This window comes from Pinisolibacter sp. (assembly GCF_036782435.1).
Lineage (GTDB): Bacteria > Pseudomonadota > Alphaproteobacteria > Rhizobiales > Ancalomicrobiaceae > CALBKH01.
On sequence record NZ_DAIPZB010000039.1, the window covers coordinates 25,593 to 44,123 of the forward strand.

At 68.4% G+C, this 18,531-nt stretch carries 16 protein-coding genes; 13 read left to right on the forward strand and 3 right to left on the reverse strand.

All coding sequences use genetic code 11. The annotated features are described in order from the left end of the window. Positions 1–78 precede the first annotated feature (78 nt). From V7Q42_RS16095 to V7Q42_RS16115, 5 genes are all read left to right on the forward strand, one after another. The gene (locus tag V7Q42_RS16095; RefSeq protein WP_333825119.1) at positions 79–1,395 is read left to right on the forward strand and encodes a flavin monoamine oxidase family protein; all 1,317 of its coding nucleotides are present in this window, start codon (positions 79–81) and stop codon (positions 1,393–1,395) included. Between the two features lie 214 nt (positions 1,396–1,609). Further along, entirely contained in the window at positions 1,610–2,587 is a 978-nt protein-coding gene (mbfA, locus tag V7Q42_RS16100) for an iron exporter MbfA (protein WP_333825120.1), read from the forward strand. A 10-nt stretch (positions 2,588–2,597) separates the two neighbouring features. Then, positions 2,598–3,068 (forward strand): dUTP diphosphatase, encoded by a 471-nt coding sequence (dut, locus tag V7Q42_RS16105; RefSeq protein ID WP_333825121.1) that lies wholly within the window; start codon positions 2,598–2,600, stop codon positions 3,066–3,068. Between the two features lie 204 nt (positions 3,069–3,272). Continuing rightward, on the forward strand, positions 3,273–4,235 hold the full coding sequence (gene cysK, locus V7Q42_RS16110; RefSeq protein ID WP_333825122.1) for a cysteine synthase A: 963 nt from the start codon (positions 3,273–3,275) through the stop codon (positions 4,233–4,235). A gap of 116 nt (positions 4,236–4,351) precedes the next feature. Further along, positions 4,352–5,125, forward strand: coding sequence for a HesA/MoeB/ThiF family protein (locus V7Q42_RS16115; RefSeq protein ID WP_333825123.1), 774 nt, complete (start codon positions 4,352–4,354; stop codon positions 5,123–5,125). A gap of 310 nt (positions 5,126–5,435) precedes the next feature. On the opposite strand, the gene V7Q42_RS16120 is transcribed toward V7Q42_RS16115, so the two are convergent. The 3 genes from V7Q42_RS16120 to V7Q42_RS16130 all read right to left on the reverse strand — a co-directional run bounded on the left by V7Q42_RS16120 (position 5,436) and on the right by V7Q42_RS16130 (position 8,674). Next, positions 5,436–6,620 (reverse strand): pyridoxal-phosphate-dependent aminotransferase family protein, encoded by a 1,185-nt coding sequence (locus V7Q42_RS16120; RefSeq protein WP_333825124.1) that lies wholly within the window; start codon positions 6,618–6,620, stop codon positions 5,436–5,438. Between the two features lie 391 nt (positions 6,621–7,011). Continuing rightward, positions 7,012–7,899 carry a prephenate dehydratase gene (locus tag V7Q42_RS16125; RefSeq protein ID WP_333825125.1) on the reverse strand — a complete coding sequence of 296 codons (888 nt, stop codon included), beginning with the start codon at positions 7,897–7,899 and terminating at the stop codon, positions 7,012–7,014. A gap of 28 nt (positions 7,900–7,927) precedes the next feature. Further along, positions 7,928–8,674, reverse strand: coding sequence for a 3-deoxy-manno-octulosonate cytidylyltransferase (locus V7Q42_RS16130; protein ID WP_333825126.1), 747 nt, complete (start codon positions 8,672–8,674; stop codon positions 7,928–7,930). A gap of 301 nt (positions 8,675–8,975) precedes the next feature. Between V7Q42_RS16130 and V7Q42_RS16135 the strand changes: the two genes are divergently transcribed. The 8 genes from V7Q42_RS16135 (at position 8,976) to V7Q42_RS16170 (ending at position 18,179) form a co-directional block, all read left to right on the forward strand. Continuing rightward, positions 8,976–9,518 (forward strand): c-type cytochrome, encoded by a 543-nt coding sequence (locus V7Q42_RS16135; protein WP_333825127.1) that lies wholly within the window; start codon positions 8,976–8,978, stop codon positions 9,516–9,518. A 188-nt stretch (positions 9,519–9,706) separates the two neighbouring features. Further along, complete coding sequence (locus V7Q42_RS16140) at positions 9,707–11,563, forward strand: extracellular solute-binding protein (RefSeq protein WP_333825128.1); 1,857 nt, start codon at positions 9,707–9,709, stop codon at positions 11,561–11,563. Continuing rightward, on the forward strand, positions 11,560–13,461 hold the full coding sequence (locus V7Q42_RS16145) for an extracellular solute-binding protein (protein WP_333825129.1): 1,902 nt from the start codon (positions 11,560–11,562) through the stop codon (positions 13,459–13,461). The genes V7Q42_RS16140 and V7Q42_RS16145 overlap by 4 nt, the downstream gene beginning before the upstream one ends. Before the next feature lie 154 nt (positions 13,462–13,615). Continuing rightward, positions 13,616–14,722, forward strand: a complete 1,107-nt coding sequence (locus tag V7Q42_RS16150) for a microcin C ABC transporter permease YejB (protein WP_333825130.1) — start codon at positions 13,616–13,618, stop codon at positions 14,720–14,722. Between the two features lies 1 nt (position 14,723). Continuing rightward, entirely contained in the window at positions 14,724–15,830 is a 1,107-nt protein-coding gene (locus tag V7Q42_RS16155; RefSeq protein WP_333825131.1) for an ABC transporter permease, read from the forward strand. A 44-nt stretch (positions 15,831–15,874) separates the two neighbouring features. Continuing rightward, positions 15,875–16,108 carry a hypothetical protein gene (locus tag V7Q42_RS16160; protein WP_333825132.1) on the forward strand — a complete coding sequence of 78 codons (234 nt, stop codon included), beginning with the start codon at positions 15,875–15,877 and terminating at the stop codon, positions 16,106–16,108. Beyond that, positions 16,108–16,557 carry a type II toxin-antitoxin system VapC family toxin gene (locus V7Q42_RS16165; RefSeq protein ID WP_333825133.1) on the forward strand — a complete coding sequence of 150 codons (450 nt, stop codon included), beginning with the start codon at positions 16,108–16,110 and terminating at the stop codon, positions 16,555–16,557. Before V7Q42_RS16160 ends, V7Q42_RS16165 begins: the two co-directional genes overlap by 1 nt. Further along, positions 16,554–18,179 (forward strand): ABC transporter ATP-binding protein, encoded by a 1,626-nt coding sequence (locus V7Q42_RS16170; RefSeq protein WP_333825134.1) that lies wholly within the window; start codon positions 16,554–16,556, stop codon positions 18,177–18,179. Before V7Q42_RS16165 ends, V7Q42_RS16170 begins: the two co-directional genes overlap by 4 nt. The last annotated feature ends 352 nt before the right edge of the window (positions 18,180–18,531 follow it).

Here is an 18,531-nt window from a genome sequence, read left to right on the forward strand (position 1 = left end):
CCGGCACGGCGAAACGGTTTCGGCGACGGTCCCGGATGGTCTAGGGTCGGTTCGAGATCTCGTCGCCACCGGACCCTCATGATCGATCGCCGCACCGTTCTTCTCGGAGCCCTCGCCGCCACCCTCCCCGTCGCGGCTCCGGCGCGGGCCGCGATCCCGACGAACGCCGACGTGGTGATCGTCGGCGCCGGAGCCGCAGGCATCGCCGCCGCCCGCCGCCTCGTCGCCGCCGGGCGCAGCGTGATCGTCGTCGAAGCGGGCGCGCGGATCGGTGGGCGCTGCGTCGCCGACACCGCCACCTTCGGCCGGCCCTGCGATCTCGGCGCCCATGCGCTCCATGCCGCTGCGGCGACGCCCTTCCCGGCCCTGGCGCGCGATCTCGGGATCGCGTTGCGGGCGAGCGAGGAGGAGACGTTGCGCATCGGTCGACGCCGCGCCGGCGACGACGAGATCGACGCCTTCTCGCAGGGCATCGAGGGCTTCGGCCAAGCGATCCAGGAGGCCGGACGGCTCGGCATCGACGTGGCGGCGTCGGAGATGCTGCCGCGCGGCCTCGGAGCGGTCGCCGATCTCGTCGCCTTCGCGGTCGGGCCGGCCGACTGCGGCAAGGATCTCGACCGGGTCTCGACCCTTGATCTCGCACGTGCCCGCCGCGGCCCGTTCCATCTCCTCGCCGGCGGCTACGGCGCGTTCCTCGCCCGCCTCGCCGAGGGACTGCCGATCGTCACCGGCGTCGCCGTCACCCGCATCGATCGCCGCGGCGAGCGGGTCGCTGCGGAGACCACGGCCGGGCGCATCGAGGCGGCGGCGGTGATCGTCACCGTCGCGACCGACGTGTTGATGCGCGGCGGCATCCGCTTCGATCCGCCGCTGCCGGCCGATCAAGAGGACGCTCTGGCGGCACTGAGCCTCGGGGTGCAGGAGCGGATCGTCCTGGAGATCCCCGGCAATCCGTTCCGTTTCCGCGACGACGAGGACGTCTTCTTCGTCCGCCCGGGCAGACGGACGGTGCGGTTGACGGCCAACGTGGAGGGAAGCGATCTCGTCTTCGCCGACGTCGGCGGCGCCTTCGCCGAGGATCTGGTGAAGGCCGGCGAAGCGGCGATGGTCGATTTCGCCGCCTCGCTGCTGGTGGAGAGCTTCGGAACCGAGGCGCGCAAGAAGATCGCCCGCAGCCGCGCCACCGCCTGGCGCAAGGACCCGCGGATCGGCGGCGCCTCGTCCTGTGCCGCCCCCGGCCACGGCGACGACCGGACGATCCTGCGACGGCCGGTCGACGAGAGGGTCCGGCTCGCCGGCGAGGCGACCCACCCGACGCTGTGGGGCACGGTCGGCGGCGCCTTCCTCGAGGGCGAGCGAGCCGCCGACGAGGTGATCTCGACGATCCGCTTCTGACCGCTTCGGATGCAGTTCTCCGTGTCCGACGCGATGCCCTCCCGCCCCGACCCCGTCGCTCCGCGCGTCGTGGGCGGCTGCCGCGACGACGGCGGACTCGGTGAACCGGTTCGGCTCTGCTAGCCTGTTTCGAAAGATTCCAGACGGGGACCGCTCAGGGGATCCCTCGACACCGGCGACGGGCGCGCGGCGTCGCGTCACGCAAGGGGACGACATGGCCATCTTCGGTTTCGGCAAACGCCGCTTCTCCGACCTCGACGAGCAGGAGATCCTCGCTCTCGCCATCTCGGCGGAAGAAGACGACGGCCGCATCTACCAGACCTATGCCGACATGCTGCGCGAGCGCTATCCGGCGTCGGCGGCCGTCTTCGACGAGATGGCGGAGGAGGAGAACACCCATCGCCGCTGGTTGATCGAGCTGCACCGGGAGAAATTCGGCGAGCGCATTCCGCTGATCCGCCGCGAGAACGTCTCCGGCTTCTTCGAGCGCCGGCCGGTGTGGCTGACCAAACACCTGCCGCTCGAGACCATCCGCAAGGAAGCGCTGGTGATGGAGGCACAGTCGCGGCGCTTCTACATCCAGGCGTCGAAGCTCTCCACCGACGCCAAGGTGCGCAAGCTGCTCGGCGATCTCGCCGAGGCCGAGGGCGGCCACCTGTCGCTCGCCCACCGGCTCGGCCTCACCCATCTGCCGTCCGACGTGAAGGCCGAGGAGAACGAGGCGGCGCACCGGCTGTTCATCCTCCAATACGTCCAGCCCGGCCTCGTCGGGCTGATGGACGGCTCGGTGTCGACGCTGGCGCCGCTGTTCGCCGCCGCCTTCGCCACCCACTCGACCTGGGAGACCTTCCTGGTCGGCATCGCCGCGTCGATCGGCGCCGGCATCTCGATGGGCTTCGCCGAGGCGCTGTCGGACGACGGCGCGCTCTCCGGCCGCGGGTCCCCGTGGATCCGCGGCATCGTCTCGGGCGCGATGACGATGATCGGCGGCCTCGGCCACGCCCTGCCCTATCTCATCCCGGATTTCTGGTGGGCCACGGGCGTCGCCGCCGTCCTGGTGGCCATCGAGTTGTGGGCGATCTCGTGGATCCGCTGGAAATACATGGACACGCCGTTCCTGCGTGCGGCATTCCAGATCGTCGTCGGCGGCGCGCTGGTGTTCGCCACCGGCATCCTGATCGGCAGCGCATGAGAGGGCGGAGATGACCGCGGGACCCATCGAGATCGGCGTGCAGCGGCTCCCCCACGCCGAGGGTCTGCCGCTGCCCGCCTATCAGAGCGACGAGGCGGCCGGCTTCGATCTCGTCGCCGCGGTGGCCGAGGACGCGCCGCTGGTGCTCGCCCCTCTCGGCCGCGCTCTGGTGCCGACCGGGCTGGTCTTCGAGATCCCCTCCGGTCACGAGGGCCAGGTCCGACCGCGCTCCGGGTTGGCGCTGAAACACGGCGTCACCGTGCTCAATTCGCCCGGCACCATCGACGCCGACTACCGCGGCGAGGTGAAGGTGATCCTTGTCAACCTCGGCAGCGAGCCCTTCACCATCCGGCGCGGCGAACGGATCGCCCAGTTCGTCGCAGCGAAGGTGACGCGCGCCCGGCTGGTGGTGGTCGACGCCGTCGGTGAGACGGCACGCGGCGCCGGCGGATTCGGCTCCACCGGCATCACCGCCGGCTGAGCCTGAGAGAACCACGTTTCTCGGGAGGCGGGGGCCACTCCGGTCGGAGGGGTCGTTCGTGCTCTTTCGAGCGCTTGTCGCGCCAAAATTTTCCGTAGACCGCCGAATCCTGATGTTCGCGAGGCTGGCGCGCCGTCGCCCGCCTTCCTAGGATCGCGGTCACGTATCCGCGCGCCGCGCGCCGGTTCCGAACGGAGAGACATCATGAGCACGCCCAAGAAGCCCGGTCGCGGCCGCATCTACGCCTCGATCACCGAGACCGTCGGCGACACGCCGATCGTCCGCCTCGACAAGCTGGCGAAGGCCGAAGGGGTGCGGGCCAACCTCCTCGCCAAGCTCGAGTTCTTCAATCCGCTCGCCTCGGTCAAGGACCGTATCGGCGTCGCCCTGATCGACGCGCTGGAGGCCGAGGGCAAGATCACGCTCGGCACCACACTGATCGAGCCGACCTCCGGCAACACCGGCATCGCGCTCGCCTTCGTCGCCGCGGCGCGCGGCTATCGGCTGATCCTGGTGATGCCGGAGACGATGTCGGTCGAGCGGCGCAAGCTGCTGAAGTTCCTCGGCGCCGAGCTGGTGCTGACCGAGGGGCCGAAGGGCATGAAGGGCGCCGTCGCCAAGGCCGAGGAACTCGCCGCCGAGATCCCCGGCGCGGTGATCCCGCAGCAGTTCGAGAACCCGGCCAATCCGACGATCCACCGCGCCACCACGGCGGAGGAGATCTGGAACGACACCGACGGCGGCATCGACATCCTGGTCTCCGGCATCGGCACCGGCGGCACCATCACCGGCGTCGGTCAGGTGCTCAAGGCCAAGAAGCCGGGCGTGAAGATCGTCGCGGTCGAGCCGGCGGCCTCGCCGGTGCTCTCCGGCGGACAGCCCGGCCCGCACAAGATCCAGGGCATCGGCGCCGGCTTCGTGCCGGGCGTCCTCGACACGCAGGTCTACGACGAGATCGTCACGGTCTCGAACGAGGACGCGGTGGCGACCTCGCGCGCCGTGGCGCGGCTCGAGGGCGTGCCGGTCGGCATCTCCTCGGGCGCGGCGCTGACCGCGGCGATCGCCCTCGGCAAGCGCCCGGAGAACGCCGGCAAGACCATCGTGGTGATCATCCCGTCCTTCGCCGAGCGCTATCTCTCGACGGTGCTGTTCGAAGGGCTGGAGTGAGGCGCGACCGGGGGTCGGCCTCTCTGGTTCTCGCGACCACGGATGATATGGTTACGCGACCGTCGCGCGTCCCCGAGCGGCGGTCGCCGTCGTCTCGGAACCACCGCGGAACGCCCATGACCTTCGACGCCCTCGAACTCGAACGCTACGCCCGCCACATCGTCCTGCGCGACGTCGGGGGGCCGGGGCAGCAGAAGCTGAAGGCGGCGCGGGTGCTCGTCATCGGCACCGGCGGGCTCGGGGCGCCGATCGTCATGTATCTGGCGGCCGCCGGGATCGGGACGATCGGGCTGGTCGACGACGACGTGGTGTCGTTGTCGAACCTGCAGCGACAGGTGATCCACGGCACGCCGGACGTCGGCCGCCTCAAGGTGGAGAGCGGGCGCGACGCCGTCGCCCGGATCAATCCGCACGTCACGGTCGAGACCCATCCGGTGCGCTTCACCGCGGAGAACGCCCGGGCGCTGGTCGAAGCCTACGACATCGTCGTCGACGGTTCGGACAATTTCGCCACCCGCTTCCTCGCCGCCGACACCTCGTTCGCCGTCGGCCGCATCCTGGTGACCGCGGCGGTCTCGGAGTTCGACGGCTCGATCACCACGCTGGCGCCGCATCTGCCGGGTCACGACGGGGCGCCGAACCCGAGCTACCGCTGCCTCTTCCCCGAGCCGCCGCCGCGCGGGCTCGTCCCGGCCTGCGCCGAGGCCGGCATCCTCGGCGCGGTGGTGGGCGTGCTCGGCACTCTCGCGGCGACCGAGGTGCTGAAGCTCGTCACCGGGGTCGGCGAACCGCTCTTTCGCCGGCTGCTGATGGTCGACCTCAGGTCGATGCGCTTCGAGACCATCGACTACCGGCGCAGCCCGGCGACGGTGCGGCCGAGCCTCGACTGAGGGAGGCCCGGCGACACGGGAACGGCCTCGCGCCGGATTCGAGGAGGTCGGATCTCACCGGCTCGCGCTCGAGATCTTCCTTCGGATGGACGGGGTCTCGCGGCCGCTGCCATGCGAGACCGTCATCCCCGGCGAGCCGAAGGCGAGGGACAGGGATCCGTCGGCCTTCCGGCTCGACGGAGAGATCGGTGGATCCCCTTCCCCTCCGCTTCGCGTCCCACCGGGGATGACGGTCCATGGACCGGGCCGTGTCGGTGGCGACTTCGAACAGGCAGATCCATCGGATCGAATTGCGCAACGATCTCTTCGCTCAGGCGAAGAAGTCCTGCAGGCTCTCGATCGCCGCCTGGACGCCGCCGATGCCGTGCCGGATGCCGAGCGACTTCAGGCCGATCTCGACCGCTCCCAGGGTGCCGAGCACCATCGGCGCGTTGGCGTAGCCCATGTGGGCGATACGGAAGGCCTTGCCGCCGAGATCGCCGATGCCGGAGCCGAGGATCACGCCGCAGCGTTCACGGCAGAAGTCGCGCAGCGTCTGCGGGTCGAAGCCGGGGGTGAGGATGGTGGTCACCGAGTCGGAGCGGCGCGCCGGGTCGGTGATGTTGAAGTCGAGCGCCCCGCCCTTCGCCCAGACAGCGACGGCGGCGCGGGTGGCGCGGGCGAGCGCGGTGTGACGCCTCCAGACGTGTTCGATCCCCTCCTCGAACAACATGTCGAAGGCGACGCGTTGGCCGAAGAGCGCGTGGGCCGGGGCGGTGCCGCAGAATTTGCGGTAGCTCTCGGGCAGGTCGCGGGCGGTCCAGTCCCAGTAGGATTCCTTGAGGTCGGCGCCCAGGTGCACCGCCTTGGCCTTGGGGCTGGCGGCGACGAAGGCGAGGCCGGGGATCATCATCAGCCCCTTCTGCGAGGCGGTGACCGCCACGTCGACGCCCCAGGCGTCCATCTCGAAGGGGATGCAGCCGATCGAGGCGATGCCGTCGACCATCAGCAGGGCCGGATGGCCGGCGGCGTCGAGGGCGGCGCGGATCGCCGGAACGTCGTTGACGACGCCCGAGGCGGTGTCGACCTGGACCATCAGCACCGCCTTGATGGTGTGGCCGGTATCGGCGGCGAGACGGGCTCGCACAGCCTCCGGATCGACCGCGTCGCGCCAGGAGCGCGGCATCACCTCGACCTCGACGCCGTGGATGCCGCAGGCCTCGCCCCAGCCGATGGCGAAGCGGCCGGAGGCGAGCACCAGCACCTTGTCACCGCGCGACAGCACGTTGGTGAGCGCGCCCTCCCAACCGCCGTGGCCGTTGGAGATGTAGATGTAGGTGGACGCGGTCTCGGTGCGGAAGATCTTGCGCAAGTCGGCGAGCAGGCTGCCGGTGACCTCCAGCAGGTCCTGGGCATAGATGTCGACCGCCGGCCGGTGCATGGCGGCGAGCACCGCCTCGGGCACGTTGGTGGGGCCGGGAATGGACAGGAATTCGCGGCCTCGGGCGAGCGACATGGGAAGAACCTCGGTGGGAAGGAAACGACGCGAGCGGCGAGGATACGCAGCGTCTCCCACCTCCCGCAACGGCTGCGGTGACGGGCCGTCATGCGGCGGGCGCGGATGCGGATGCGGATGCCGTAGAAAAGAGAGTGCGCCGACGGCGCCGATCGAACCGCGGCGCGGACGGGCACGCCACCGGTTGGAAATCGCATGCTGCGCGCCTCAGGGTGCGACTTCTCGCTCACATGCCGCGCGCCTTCGGGCGCGACGCCTCATCTCATACCGAGCCCATGAAGTTCTGACCTGTTCAGAACTTCATGGGCGATGGCAAGCCCGAACGGGCGTCGGCCGGTCAGGCCGTAACGCTGATGAATTTCGGACGAGTCCGAAATTCATCAGCCCGGCATCACATGCCGCGCGCCTTCGGGCGCGGCAGGCGCGGCTCGGGGTCCTTCATGGTCTCGCGGTAGGGCGAGGCGCGGTAGACGCCGAGGATGCGGTAGTCGGCGAAGAAGCCGAGCTCCTCGAGGGCGAGAGCGAGGCCGCGCTCGCTCGGGTGACCCTCGACGTCGGCGAGGAACTGGGTCGCGGTGAAGTGGCCGTCGACCATGTAGCTCTCGAGCTTGGTCATGTTGATGCCGTTCGTCGCGAAGCCGCCGAGCGCCTTGTAGAGCGCCGCCGGCACGTTGCGCACCTTGAAGACGAAGGTGGTCATGATCTGGCCGATGCCGGGGGCGGCGCGCAGATCCTCCTTCGACAGGATGACGAAGCGGGTGGTGTTGTGCTTCTCGTCCTCGACGTCCTCGCGCAGGATGTCGAGGCCGTAGATCTCGGCGGCGAGGCGCGAGGCGATGGCGCCCTTGGCCGGGTCGCCCAACTGGGCGATCTCGCGAGCCGAACCGGCGGTGTCGGCCCCGACCACCGCCTTGAGGCCGAGTTCGCGGAGCGTGCCGCGACACTGGCCGAGCGCCTGCGGATGGCTCTGGACGGTCTTCAGGTCGGCGAGGCTCGCGCCCTTCACCGCCATCAGCTGGTGGCGGATGGGGAGGAAATACTCACCGATGATGTGCATGTCCGACCGCGGCAGCAGGTGATGGATGTCGGCGACGCGGCCGGCGATCGAGTTCTCGATCGGGATCATGCCGAGGTCGGCGTTGCCCGCTTCGATCTCGGCGAAGCAGTCCTCGAAGGTGGCGCAGGGGATCGCTTCGAAGTCGGGATAGACCTCGCGGCAGGCGATGTGGGAGTTGGCTCCCGGTTCACCCTGGAAGACGATCTTCTTGCGGCCGGTCATGGCGGGTCCTTCGAGGTCGGTCGGCTGATCAGTTGCGGGAAAGGATGGTGCGGGCGCGCTCGAGATCCTCGGGCGTGTCGACCCCGAGCGGCACGGTGTCGACGATCTCGGCGTCGATGCGCATGCCGGCTTCGAGGGCGCGCAGTTGCTCGAGCTTCTCGCGCTTCTCGAGCGTCGACGGGGCGAGGCTCACGAAACGGGCGAGCGCGACGCGACGATAGGCGTAGAGGCCGATGTGGTGATAGAGCGGGCCGTCGCCGTAGGGGGCGGTGGCGCGGGTGAAATAGAGGGCGCGCAACCGCGTCGGGCCGATCGGCGAACCGACCACCTTGACGACGTTGGGGTTGGTCTTCTCCTCGTCGCGGACGATCTCGGCGGTGAGGGTGGCGATGTCGACCGACGCGTCCTCGAGCGGGGCGACGGCGGCGCGCACCGCCTTCGGCTCGATGGTCGGCAGATCGCCCTGGACGTTGACCACGACGTCGTGGCGACCGTCCGCGTCGAAACGGCCGAGGGCCTCGAAGATGCGGTCGGAGCCGGAGGGATGGTTCGGGTCGGTCATCACCGCTTCGCCGCCGGCGGCCCGCACCGCTTCGACGATCGCCGGATCGTCGGCGGCCACCACCACCGGGCCGATATCGGCCTCGCGGGCGCGGCGCCACACCTGGACGATCATCGGCTCGCCGCAGATGTCGGCGAGCGGCTTTCCCGGCAGACGAGTCGCGGTCATGCGCGCCGGGATCAACACCAGAGGCGAGAATCGAGTGGAAGTCATGGGCGGGCGGTTCGTCGCAAGGTGGGCGGAAGGGATTGCAGTCGGGGGTCCTTATAGTTATGGACAGTCTCTCGGGAAAGCACATAGTCTTTCCCTCCTCGTTCGAAATCGCAGGATCGGCTCCCTGAGGGGCTCGGAACCGTCGCGTGCGCGTTGGACGAGCCAACTTCCACCCCGGGGGCGGGGTCGGAAGGTGCGGCCTCGTGAATTCGGCGGGAAGTGGAACACCGTCTCCCCTCTCGATCCTCGGCCGGATCGGTCGGAGCGGCTTCGGGGCATCGCACGAGCGGAGCAGCAATCGATGAACTTCCAGGACGTGAACAAAGGCTTCGGCGCGCTTCTCGGCGCCGGCATCTGGGCGATGGTCACCGGCATGGTGTCGTCCATCATCTTCGCGCCGGAGATGCCGGCCAAGCCCGGCTACGCCGTGGCCGCCGCGGGCGAGGCCAAGCCGGCCGCCGCCGCCGCGGTCGCGACCGTGGCGCCGATCGAAGAACGTCTGAAGACCGCCGACGCCGGTCGCGGCCAGAAGGGCTTCTCCAAGTGCTCGTCGTGCCACACCCCGGAGAAGGGCGGCGCCGCCAAGGTCGGCCCGAACCTCTACGGTGTCGTCGCCGGACCGAAGGCTCACGTCGAGGGCTTCAAGTATTCCGGCGGCATGGCCGATCGCGGCAAGGCCGGCGAGAAGTGGACCTACGCCGATCTCGACAAGTTCCTGACCGATCCGAAGGCCTTCGTTCCGGGCACCGCCATGGGCTTCGCCGGCATCAAGGATCCGGCCGACCGCGCCGACATGGTCGCCTATCTGCGCAGCCTGGCCGACAGCCCGGCGCCGCTGCCGTGAGGCGGGACGCGCGCACGATCTCGTGACACGACGAAAAGGCCGGGGTGACCCGGCCTTTTTCGCGTTCCGGGGCGCGCGGACGGCTCCGGACTCTCGTCGACGCGACGCGAGGGCTGTAATCTCGCCCGAATCTTCCGCTCGGATGCGTCGCCTCCGCAGACATCCTTCCCGTCGAGACCCGGAAAGCCATGCGCCTGATCCCGACCACCGCCCTCGCCCTCGGCCTCCTTCTCCTCGCCGTCACGCCACGGCCGACGCTCGCCGACGAGCCGCAATGGCGCCACGGCGCCTCGCTGATGGGGACGCCGAAATATCCGGCCGGGTTCGCCCATTTCGACTACGTGAACCCGAAGGCGCCGAAGGGCGGGCTCTTGCGTCTCTCCGAGACCGGCACGTTCGACAGCTTCAATCCGGTGCTGTCGAGCAAGGGCACCCCCGCCGCCGGCATCGGCATGATCCACCAGCAGTTGATGACAGCGTCGCTCGACGAGGTGTCGACCGAATACGGCGAGATCGCCGATGCGCTGAAGTATCCCGACGACTTCTCCCGGGTGACCTATCGGCTGAACCCGCGTGCGCGCTGGCACGACGGCAAGGCGATCACGCCGGAGGACGTGGTGTGGTCGTTCGACGCGATCAAATCGGTCAATCCGAGCCAGGCCTTCTACTACCAGCATGTGGTGAGGGCGGAGGCGACGGGCGAGCACGAGGTGACCTTCACCTTCGATCAGGCGGGTAACCGCGAACTGCCGCACATCGTCGGTCAGCTGACGGTGCTGCCGAAGCACTGGTGGACCGGCATCGGCGCCGACGGCAAACCGCGCTCGATCGCCGAGACGACGCTCGAACCGCCGCTCGGGTCGGGTCCCTATCGGGTGAAGAATTTCGACGCCGGCCGGACCGTCGTCTACGAACGGGTGAAGGACCACTGGGGCGCGGATCTGCCGACGCAAGCCGGCGCCGCCAATTTCGACGAGATCCGCTACGAGTATTTCCGCGACGAGACGGTCGAGCTCGAGGCGTTCAAGGGCGACGCCTACGACGTCCGCCTGGAGAACACCGCCAAGAACTGGGCGACCGCCTACGACTTCCCGGCCCGCAAGGACGGTCGCGTCGTCCTCGACAAGATCCCGGAGAAGGGGCGCGGCGTCATGGTCGGCTTCGTGCCGAACCTCCGGCGCGAGAAGTTCGCCGATCCGCGGGTGCGACTGGCGCTCTCCTACGCCCTGCCGTTCGAGGACATGAACCGCACCATGTTCTTCGACCAGTACGAGCGGGTGTCGAGCTACTTCTATCCGACCGAACTCGCCGCCACCGGCCTGCCGGACGGCGCCGAACTCGCCATCCTCGAGGAGGCCGAGAAGGTCGGACCGGTCCCGCCGGAGGTGTTCACGAAGGTCTTCGCCAATCCGGTCTCCACCGATGGGAGAACGGAGCGGGCGAACCTCAAGGCGGCGCTCGATCTCTTCGCCGCCGCCGGCTGGGTGAACAAGGGCGGCAAGCTGGTCGACGCCAAGGGCGAACCCTTCCGTTTCGAATTCCTGATGAACGGCCCGAACTTCGAACGAGTCGGCGTGCGCTACCGCGAGCAGCTCGCCAAGATCGGCGTCGACCTCACCATCCGTTCGGTCGACAGCTCGCAATACGTCAACCGGGTGCGCAACCGCGACTACGACATGATCTACAGCGGTTGGGCGGAGAGCCTGTCGCCGGGCAACGAGCAGCTCAACTACTTCGGCTCGGCGGCGGCGGATCGCGAGGCCTCGCAGAACTACGCCGGCATCCGCAATCCGGCGGTCGACGCGCTGATCAAGCGGGTGATCTTCGCCAAGGACCGGGCCGAACTGGTCGCCGCCAGCCGGGCGCTCGACCGGGTGCTCCTGTGGAACCACTACATCGTCCCGGGCTGGACGCTCGCCGCCACCCGCATGGCGCGCTGGGACCGGTTCTCCCATCCCGATCCGCTGCCGCACTACTCGACCGGCTTCCCGACCATCTGGTGGTACGACGAGGCCAAGGCGACGAAGACCGGGGCGGCGAAGTGAGCGACGAGACGCGCCGTCCGGCGCTTCCTCCCGCCGCATCGGGTCCGTCGCGCCGCGCGCTGGTCGCCGGTGGACTCGCCGCGGTGTTGGTGCCGGCGTTCGCCGGGCGCGCCCGGGCTGCCACGCCGAGCGGTCGACGGCACGGGCTGTCGACCTTCGGGGATCTGAAGTACCCGGCCGACTTCGGGCATTTCGATTGGGCGAACCCGGCGGCGCCGAAAGGTGGGCGGCTCGTCACCGTGCCGGCGACGTGGTCGACCAATCAGAACCCGCAGACCTTCAACTCGTTCAACGACCTGATCCTCAAGGGCGACGCCGCCGTCGGGCTGGGCTTGACGCACGCCAGCCTGATGGTGCGGGCCTGGGACGAGGCGGATGCGGTCTACGGGCTGATCGCGGAGGCCGTCGAGTGGCGCGACGCCGACACGCTGGTCTTCCATCTGCGGCCGCAGGCGCGCTTCGCCGACGGCACCCCGCTGACCGCCGAAGACGTCGCCTTCTCGCTGACGATCCTCAAGGACAAGGGCCACCCGCAGATCGCGGTGACGCTGAAGGAGATGGCCGAGGCGATCGTCGAAGCGCCCGACCGTGTCGTGGTGCGCTTCACCGGCAAGCAGGGGCGCGGGCTTCCCGCCCTGGTGGCGCAACAGCCGATCCTGTCGAAGGCGTGGTGGGCGACACGCGATTTCGAACAATCGTCGCTCGAGCCGATCCTCGGGGCCGGTCCCTACCGGGTCGGCGCCCACGACGCCGGCCGTTTCGTCGAATACGAGCGTCTCGCCGACTGGTGGGCGGCCGATCTGCCGGTGACGCGGGGCTCATGGAACTTCGAGCGTATCCGTTTCGAGATGTACCGCGAGCGCACCACCGCCTTCGAGGCGTTCAAGGCGGGGCAGTATCTCCTGCGCGAGGAGTTCACCTCGCTCACCTGGGCGACGCAGTACGACTTCCCGGCGGTCGCCGACGGCCGGGTGAAGCGGTTCGAACTCGAGGACCGCTCGCCTTCGGGGGCGCAGGGCTGGTTCCTCAATTCGCGCCGGCCGATGCTGAAGGACGCCCGAGTGCGCGAGGCGATCGGCCTCGCCTTCGATTTCGAATGGTCGAACAAGAACCTGTTCTTCGACAGCTATCGCCGCACCTCGTCGTTCTTCGTCAACTCCGACCTCGAAGCGTCGGGGCCGCCTTCGAAGGAGGAACTGGCGCTGCTCGAACCGTGGCGGGGCAAGATCCCCGACGAGGTGTTCGGCGAGCCCTGGACCGCGCCGGTCTCCGACGGGTCGGGGCGCGACCGGTCGCTCCTCAAGCGCGCCAACGACCTCCTCGCCGCGGCGGGATGGAAACGCGCCGGCGGCCGGTTGGTCGATGCCGAGGGGCGGCCGTTCGAACTCGAGTTCCTCGAATCCGACGGCTCGATGGCACGGATCGCCGGGCCCTTCGTCAAGAACCTGCAGGCGCTGGGCATCGGCGCGAGCGAACGCGTCGTCGACCCGTCGCAGTTCGAGAAGCGGCTGCGCGATTTCGATTTCGACGTGGTGTCGCGGCGCTACTCGATCGCGCCGACGCCGGACGAGACGGTGCGCCAGTTCTGGCACTCGTCGTCGGCGAGCCGCGAGGGCTCGTTCAATCTCGCCGGCATCGCCGATCCGTGCGTCGACGCGTTGATCGAGGCGATGCTGGGCGCCGAGAGCCGCGCCGCCCTGACCCACGCCGCCCACGCCCTCGACCGGGTGCTCAGGGCCGGGCGCTGGTGGGTGCCGCACTGGTACAAGCCGAGCCACTGGATCGCCGCGTGGGACGTCTTCGGGCGACCGGAGGCCAAGCCGCGCTATGATCGCGCCATCGAATCGACGTGGTGGATCGACCGCGACAAGGCCACGGCCCTCGGCAAGGGGCTCTGATACCGAGTTCACGAAATTCGGACTCGTCCGAATTTCGTGAGTTACGGCCTGACCGGCCGACGCCCGTTCGGGCTTGCCTTCGCGGATGAAATTCCGAACAGGTCGGAACTTCATCCGCTCGGTATGATACGGAAATCGGAGAGACGAGCCGGAAATGGGCGCCTACATCCTCCGCCGCGTGTTGCTGATGATCCCGACGCTGATCGGCATCATGGCGATCAGCTTCGCCATCGTGCAGTTCGCCCCCGGCGGGCCGGTGGAACGGGTCATCGCCCAGTTGACCGGTACCGACGTCGGGGCGACGGCGCGCGTCTCGGGCGGCGGCGGCGACTTCGCCGGGGCGCGGCCGGGCGGCGCCGGCGGCTCCGACGTCTCGTCGAAATACCGCGGCGCCCAGGGCCTCGATCCGGAGTTCATCAAGAAGCTCGAGAAGCAGTTCGGCTTCGACAAGCCGCCGCTCGAGCGCTTCTTCACGATGATGAAGAACTATGCGGTCTTCGATCTCGGCGAGAGCTACTTCCGCTCGATCTCGGTGGGCAAGCTGGTCGCCGAGAAACTGCCGGTGTCGATGTCGCTGGGGCTGTGGATGCTCTTGATCTCCTACGGCGTGTCGATCCCGCTCGGCGTCGCCAAGGCGGTGCGCGACGGCGAACGCTTCGACGTGTGGACCTCCGCCGCGATCATCGTCGGCTACGCCATCCCCGGCTTCCTCTTCGGCATCCTCCTGATCGTACTCTTCGCCGGCGGCTCCTTCTGGGATGTCTTCCCGCTTCGCGGCCTGACCTCCGAGGGCTGGGCGCAGATGCCGTGGCCGCAGCGCATCCTCGACTATCTCTGGCACATGGTGCTGCCGATCACCGCCATGGCGCTCGCCGCTTTCGCCACGACGACGCTGCTCACCAAGAACTCGTTCCTCGACGAGATCCGCAAGCAGTACGTCGTCACCGCGCGGATGAAGGGGCTGACCGAGCACCGCGTGCTCTACGGGCACGTCTTCCGCAACGCCATGCTGCTGGTCATCGCCGGTTTTCCCGGGGCCTTCGTCCACGCTTTCTTCGGCGGGTCGCTGCTGATCGAGACCATCTTCTCGCTCGACGGGCTCGGCCTCCTCGGCTTCGAGTCGGTGGTCAATCGCGACTATCCGGTGGTGTTCGGGACGCTGTGGGTGTTCTCGCTGATGGGGCTGCTGCTCAACCTCGTGTCGGATCTCACCTACACCTGGGTCGATCCGCGCATCGACTTCGAAGCGCGGGAGATGTGACATGGCTCTCGCCGATCGTCTCTCGCCGCTCAACGCCCGCCGCCTCGCCAACTTCAAGGCGAACCGGCGCGGGGCGTGGTCGCTCGTGATCTTCCTGGTGATCTTCGGCGTGTCGCTCTTCTCCGAGCTCATCGCCAACGATCGGCCGATCCTGATCGTCTACAAGGGCGAGGTGCTCTCCCCGCTCCTGAAGGACTATCCGGAGGAGAAGTTCGGCGGATTCCTGCCGCAGACCCAGTACCGCGATCCGGTGATCCAGGAGGAGATCGAGGCGAACGGCTTCATGATCTGGCCGCCGATCCGTTACGCCTACAACACGCCCAACAACGAGATCCCCGATCCGGCGCCGGCCAAGCCGTCGTGGATGTATTCCAAGGAGAAGCGCTGCGAGCGCTACGCCAAGGGCGTCGACGACCCCAATTGCACCCTCGGCAACTGGAACTGGCTCGGCACCGACGATCAGGCGCGCGATGTCGCGGCGCGTATCCTCTACGGTTTCCGCATCTCGGTGCTGTTCGGCCTCGTCCTGGCGATCGCTTCGTCGGTGGTCGGCGTCGCGGCCGGCGCGGTACAGGGCTATTTCGGCGGACGGGTCGACCTCGCCTTCCAGCGTTTCATGGAGATCTGGGGCTCGCTGCCGAGCCTCTACCTGCTCTTGATCATCTCCTCGATGTTCGTGCCGACCTTCTGGGTGCTGCTCGGCATCCTGCTGCTGTTCTCGTGGACCAGCCTCGTCGGGGTGGTGCGCGCCGAGTTCCTGCGCGCCCGCAACTTCGAATATGTCCGCGCTGCCCGGGCGCTCGGCGTCGGCAACGCCCGCATCATGTGGCGCCACCTGCTGCCCAACGCCATGGTGGCGACGCTGACCTTCATGCCGTTCATCCTCAACGGCTCGATCACCACGCTGACGTCGCTCGACTTCCTCGGCTTCGGCCTGCCGCCCGGCTCGCCGTCGCTCGGCGAGTTGTTGGCGCAAGGCAAGAACAATCTCCAGGCGCCGTGGCTCGGCCTCACCGGCTTCGTGATGATCTCGCTGATGCTCAGCCTGCTCATCTTCGTCGGCGAAGCGGTGCGCGACGCCTTCGATCCCAGAAAGACCTTCGGGTGAGCTTCGTGATAGGATCACGGCGAGGAGATGCGGCGATGAACAGGGTGATCCGCGAACACTATCCGATCGAACGCCTGCCCGAGGACCTGCGCCGGGATCTGCCGTCGCGTGGCCGCGTGTCCGTCGAGATCGTGGTCGAAGCCCCGACCGGCGAAGTCCGCGCGGAGCAGGGGCATTTCGGGCGGTTCAGGGACCGACGCCACCCGGATTTCCGGTCGGCCGAAGCGATCGATGCCCATATCTCCGCGCTGCGTGACGAATGGGAACGGCCGACCTGATGCCACCGCTCGTCTACGTCGACACCAATCTCTTCATCTCGGCCCTCGAAGGGCCCGGTGCCATCGCGGATCACGCCTGGTGGATCCTCGAGGCGATCGACGAGGGAGAGATCCGCGCCATGACATCGGAGCTGACCCTTGCTGAGGTTCTGGTGCATCCGCTGCGACGTGGCGACACGGCTCTGGTCGAGACCTACAGGGCGATGATCTCGCCTTCGAAGGTCTTCTCGGTCGTCCCGGTGGATCGCTCCGTCCTCTTCGAGGCGGCGCGGCTCAGAGCGGAGCACACCGCTCTGCGGCTACCCGATGCGATCCATCTCGCCACGGCACTCGCCGTCGGAGCGGATCATCTCGTCACCCGCGACGCCCGTCTGGCGACGATCTCGCGTATTCCGGTCGTCGATGGCGGGCCCCATTCCCTCGAAGCGATCCGGAAGGCGACGCCTTGACCGCCCCTCTCCTCTCCGTTCGCGATCTCTCCGTTGCCTTCCGCCAGGGCGGTGCGACCAACCTCGCGGTCGATCGCGTCTCCTTCGACATCCGCGCCGGCGAGACGCTGGCGCTGGTCGGCGAGTCCGGTTCCGGCAAGTCGGTGACCGCCCTGTCGATCCCGCGCCTCCTGCCCTACCCGGCCGCCTCGCACCCCTCGGGCGAGATCCTGTTCAAGGGGACCGATCTCCTGAAGGCGGACGAGCCGACGCTGCGCTCGGTGCGCGGTGCCGACATCACCATGATCTTCCAGGAGCCGATGACCTCGCTCAATCCGCTGCATTCGGTGGAGCGGCAGGTCGCCGAGATCCTGGAGATCCACGGCGGCCTCGTCGGCGCTTCTGCCCGCGCCAAGGTGCTGGAGCTGCTCGAGGCGGTCGGCATCCAGCGGGCCGCCGACCGCCTCGGCGCCTATCCGCACCAGCTCTCCGGCGGCCAGCGCCAACGCGTCATGATCGCCATGGCGCTCGCCAACGAGCCCGACCTGCTGATCGCCGACGAGCCGACGACGGCGCTCGACGTCACCGTGCAGGCGCAGATCCTGAAGCTGCTGGCCGAGATCCGCGATCGGATGGGCATGGCGATCCTGTTCATCACCCACGATCTCGGCATCGTACGCAAATTCGCCGACCGCACCTGTGTGATGACCGGCGGCAAGATCGTCGAGGCGGGGCCGACGGCGGGACTCTTCGAAGCGCCGCAGCACGACTACACCAGGAAACTCCTCGCCGCCGAACCCAAAGGCGAACCACCGGCGACCGATCCGTCGCGGCCGGTCGTCGCCGCGGTCGAGGACCTGAAGGTGTGGTTCCCGATCAAGCGCGGCTTCCTGAAGCGCACGGTCGATCACGTCAAGGCGGTCGACGGGGTCTCGGTGTCGCTCAGGGCCGGCGAGACGGTCGGCATCGTCGGCGAGTCGGGGTCGGGCAAGACCACCCTCGGTCTGGCGTTGTTGCGCCTGCTGCCCTCGGAGGGCCGGATCGTGGTGCTCGGACGCGACATCCAGGGGCTGGGGCGCAAGGCGACGCGGCCGCTCAGGCGCGACATGCAGGTGGTGTTCCAGGATCCGTTCGGTTCGCTCAGCCCCCGCATGTCGGTCGCCGACATCGTCGCCGAGGGGCTCGAGGTGCATCGGCCGGAACTCTCGGCGGAGGCGCGCGACGCCGAGGTGGTGCGGGTGCTGACCGAGGTCGGGCTCGATCCGGCGACGCGGCACCGCTATCCGCACGAATTCTCCGGCGGCCAGCGCCAGCGCATCTCGATCGCCCGCGCCATGATCCTCGAGCCGAAGTTCGTCATGCTCGACGAGCCGACCTCGGCGCTCGACATGTCGGTGCAGGCCCAGGTGGTCGATCTGTTGCGCGACCTCCAGGCCAAGCACGGGCTCGCCTATCTCTTCATCTCCCACGACCTGAAGGTGGTGAAAGCGCTCGCCAACGAGGTGGTGGTGATGAAGGACGGCAAGGTGGTCGAACAGGGGCCGGCGGAGGAGATCTTCGAGCGGCCGGTGACCGACTACACCCGCGCCCTGATGGCCGCCGCCTTCAAGCTCGAAGCGGTCGAAGGGGTTGTGCGGCAGTAGGGTGTGTATGCCAGAGCTAAGTTCATCTAGCAGATGTCTGATTCAACAGCGATTCTTGACTTATTGAGGCGGTCGCACTACAAATTAGATGAGCCGGAGCGGTTTCCCGCTCCGGCTCTTTTGCCCTCCTCGCGAGGGCTGCGAAGTGGTGGTCCCTTGGGACGCCCACTCCGGGTGCACTGGCTACAACAACAGCAGTGGGGGCTTAAAGCCCACCACTGCTCGGGCTATGTGCATCGGGACCCTCCATATTCTCCGGTCTCTTCTTGACCGGTAGAGCGCACGCAAGGCGCGGGGGTTAGAGTCCGTTTTGAAAATCACGGATGAGCGTTTCGCCTGAGGAGATTGCCAC

What these genes read in the sequence shown, in the direction of transcription:
- V7Q42_RS16125 (WP_333825125.1), bottom strand. Translation starts at nt 7,899, where the DNA reads ATGACCGGCCGCAAGAAGATCGTCTTCCAGGGTGAACCGGGAGCCAAC.
- V7Q42_RS16130 (WP_333825126.1), bottom strand. Translation starts at nt 8,674, where the DNA reads ATGACTTCCACTCGATTCTCGCCTCTGGTGTTGATCCCGGCGCGCATG.
- dut (WP_333825121.1), top strand. Translation starts at nt 2,598, where the DNA reads ATGACCGCGGGACCCATCGAGATCGGCGTGCAGCGGCTCCCCCACGCC.
- V7Q42_RS16150 (WP_333825130.1), top strand. Translation starts at nt 13,616, where the DNA reads ATGGGCGCCTACATCCTCCGCCGCGTGTTGCTGATGATCCCGACGCTG.
- V7Q42_RS16140 (WP_333825128.1), top strand. Translation starts at nt 9,707, where the DNA reads ATGCGCCTGATCCCGACCACCGCCCTCGCCCTCGGCCTCCTTCTCCTC.
- cysK (WP_333825122.1), top strand. Translation starts at nt 3,273, where the DNA reads ATGAGCACGCCCAAGAAGCCCGGTCGCGGCCGCATCTACGCCTCGATC.
- V7Q42_RS16135 (WP_333825127.1), top strand. Translation starts at nt 8,976, where the DNA reads ATGAACTTCCAGGACGTGAACAAAGGCTTCGGCGCGCTTCTCGGCGCC.
- V7Q42_RS16165 (WP_333825133.1), top strand. Translation starts at nt 16,108, where the DNA reads ATGCCACCGCTCGTCTACGTCGACACCAATCTCTTCATCTCGGCCCTC.
- V7Q42_RS16155 (WP_333825131.1), top strand. Translation starts at nt 14,724, where the DNA reads ATGGCTCTCGCCGATCGTCTCTCGCCGCTCAACGCCCGCCGCCTCGCC.
- V7Q42_RS16120 (WP_333825124.1), bottom strand. Translation starts at nt 6,620, where the DNA reads ATGTCGCTCGCCCGAGGCCGCGAATTCCTGTCCATTCCCGGCCCCACC.
- V7Q42_RS16095 (WP_333825119.1), top strand. Translation starts at nt 79, where the DNA reads ATGATCGATCGCCGCACCGTTCTTCTCGGAGCCCTCGCCGCCACCCTC.
- mbfA (WP_333825120.1), top strand. Translation starts at nt 1,610, where the DNA reads ATGGCCATCTTCGGTTTCGGCAAACGCCGCTTCTCCGACCTCGACGAG.
- V7Q42_RS16115 (WP_333825123.1), top strand. Translation starts at nt 4,352, where the DNA reads ATGACCTTCGACGCCCTCGAACTCGAACGCTACGCCCGCCACATCGTC.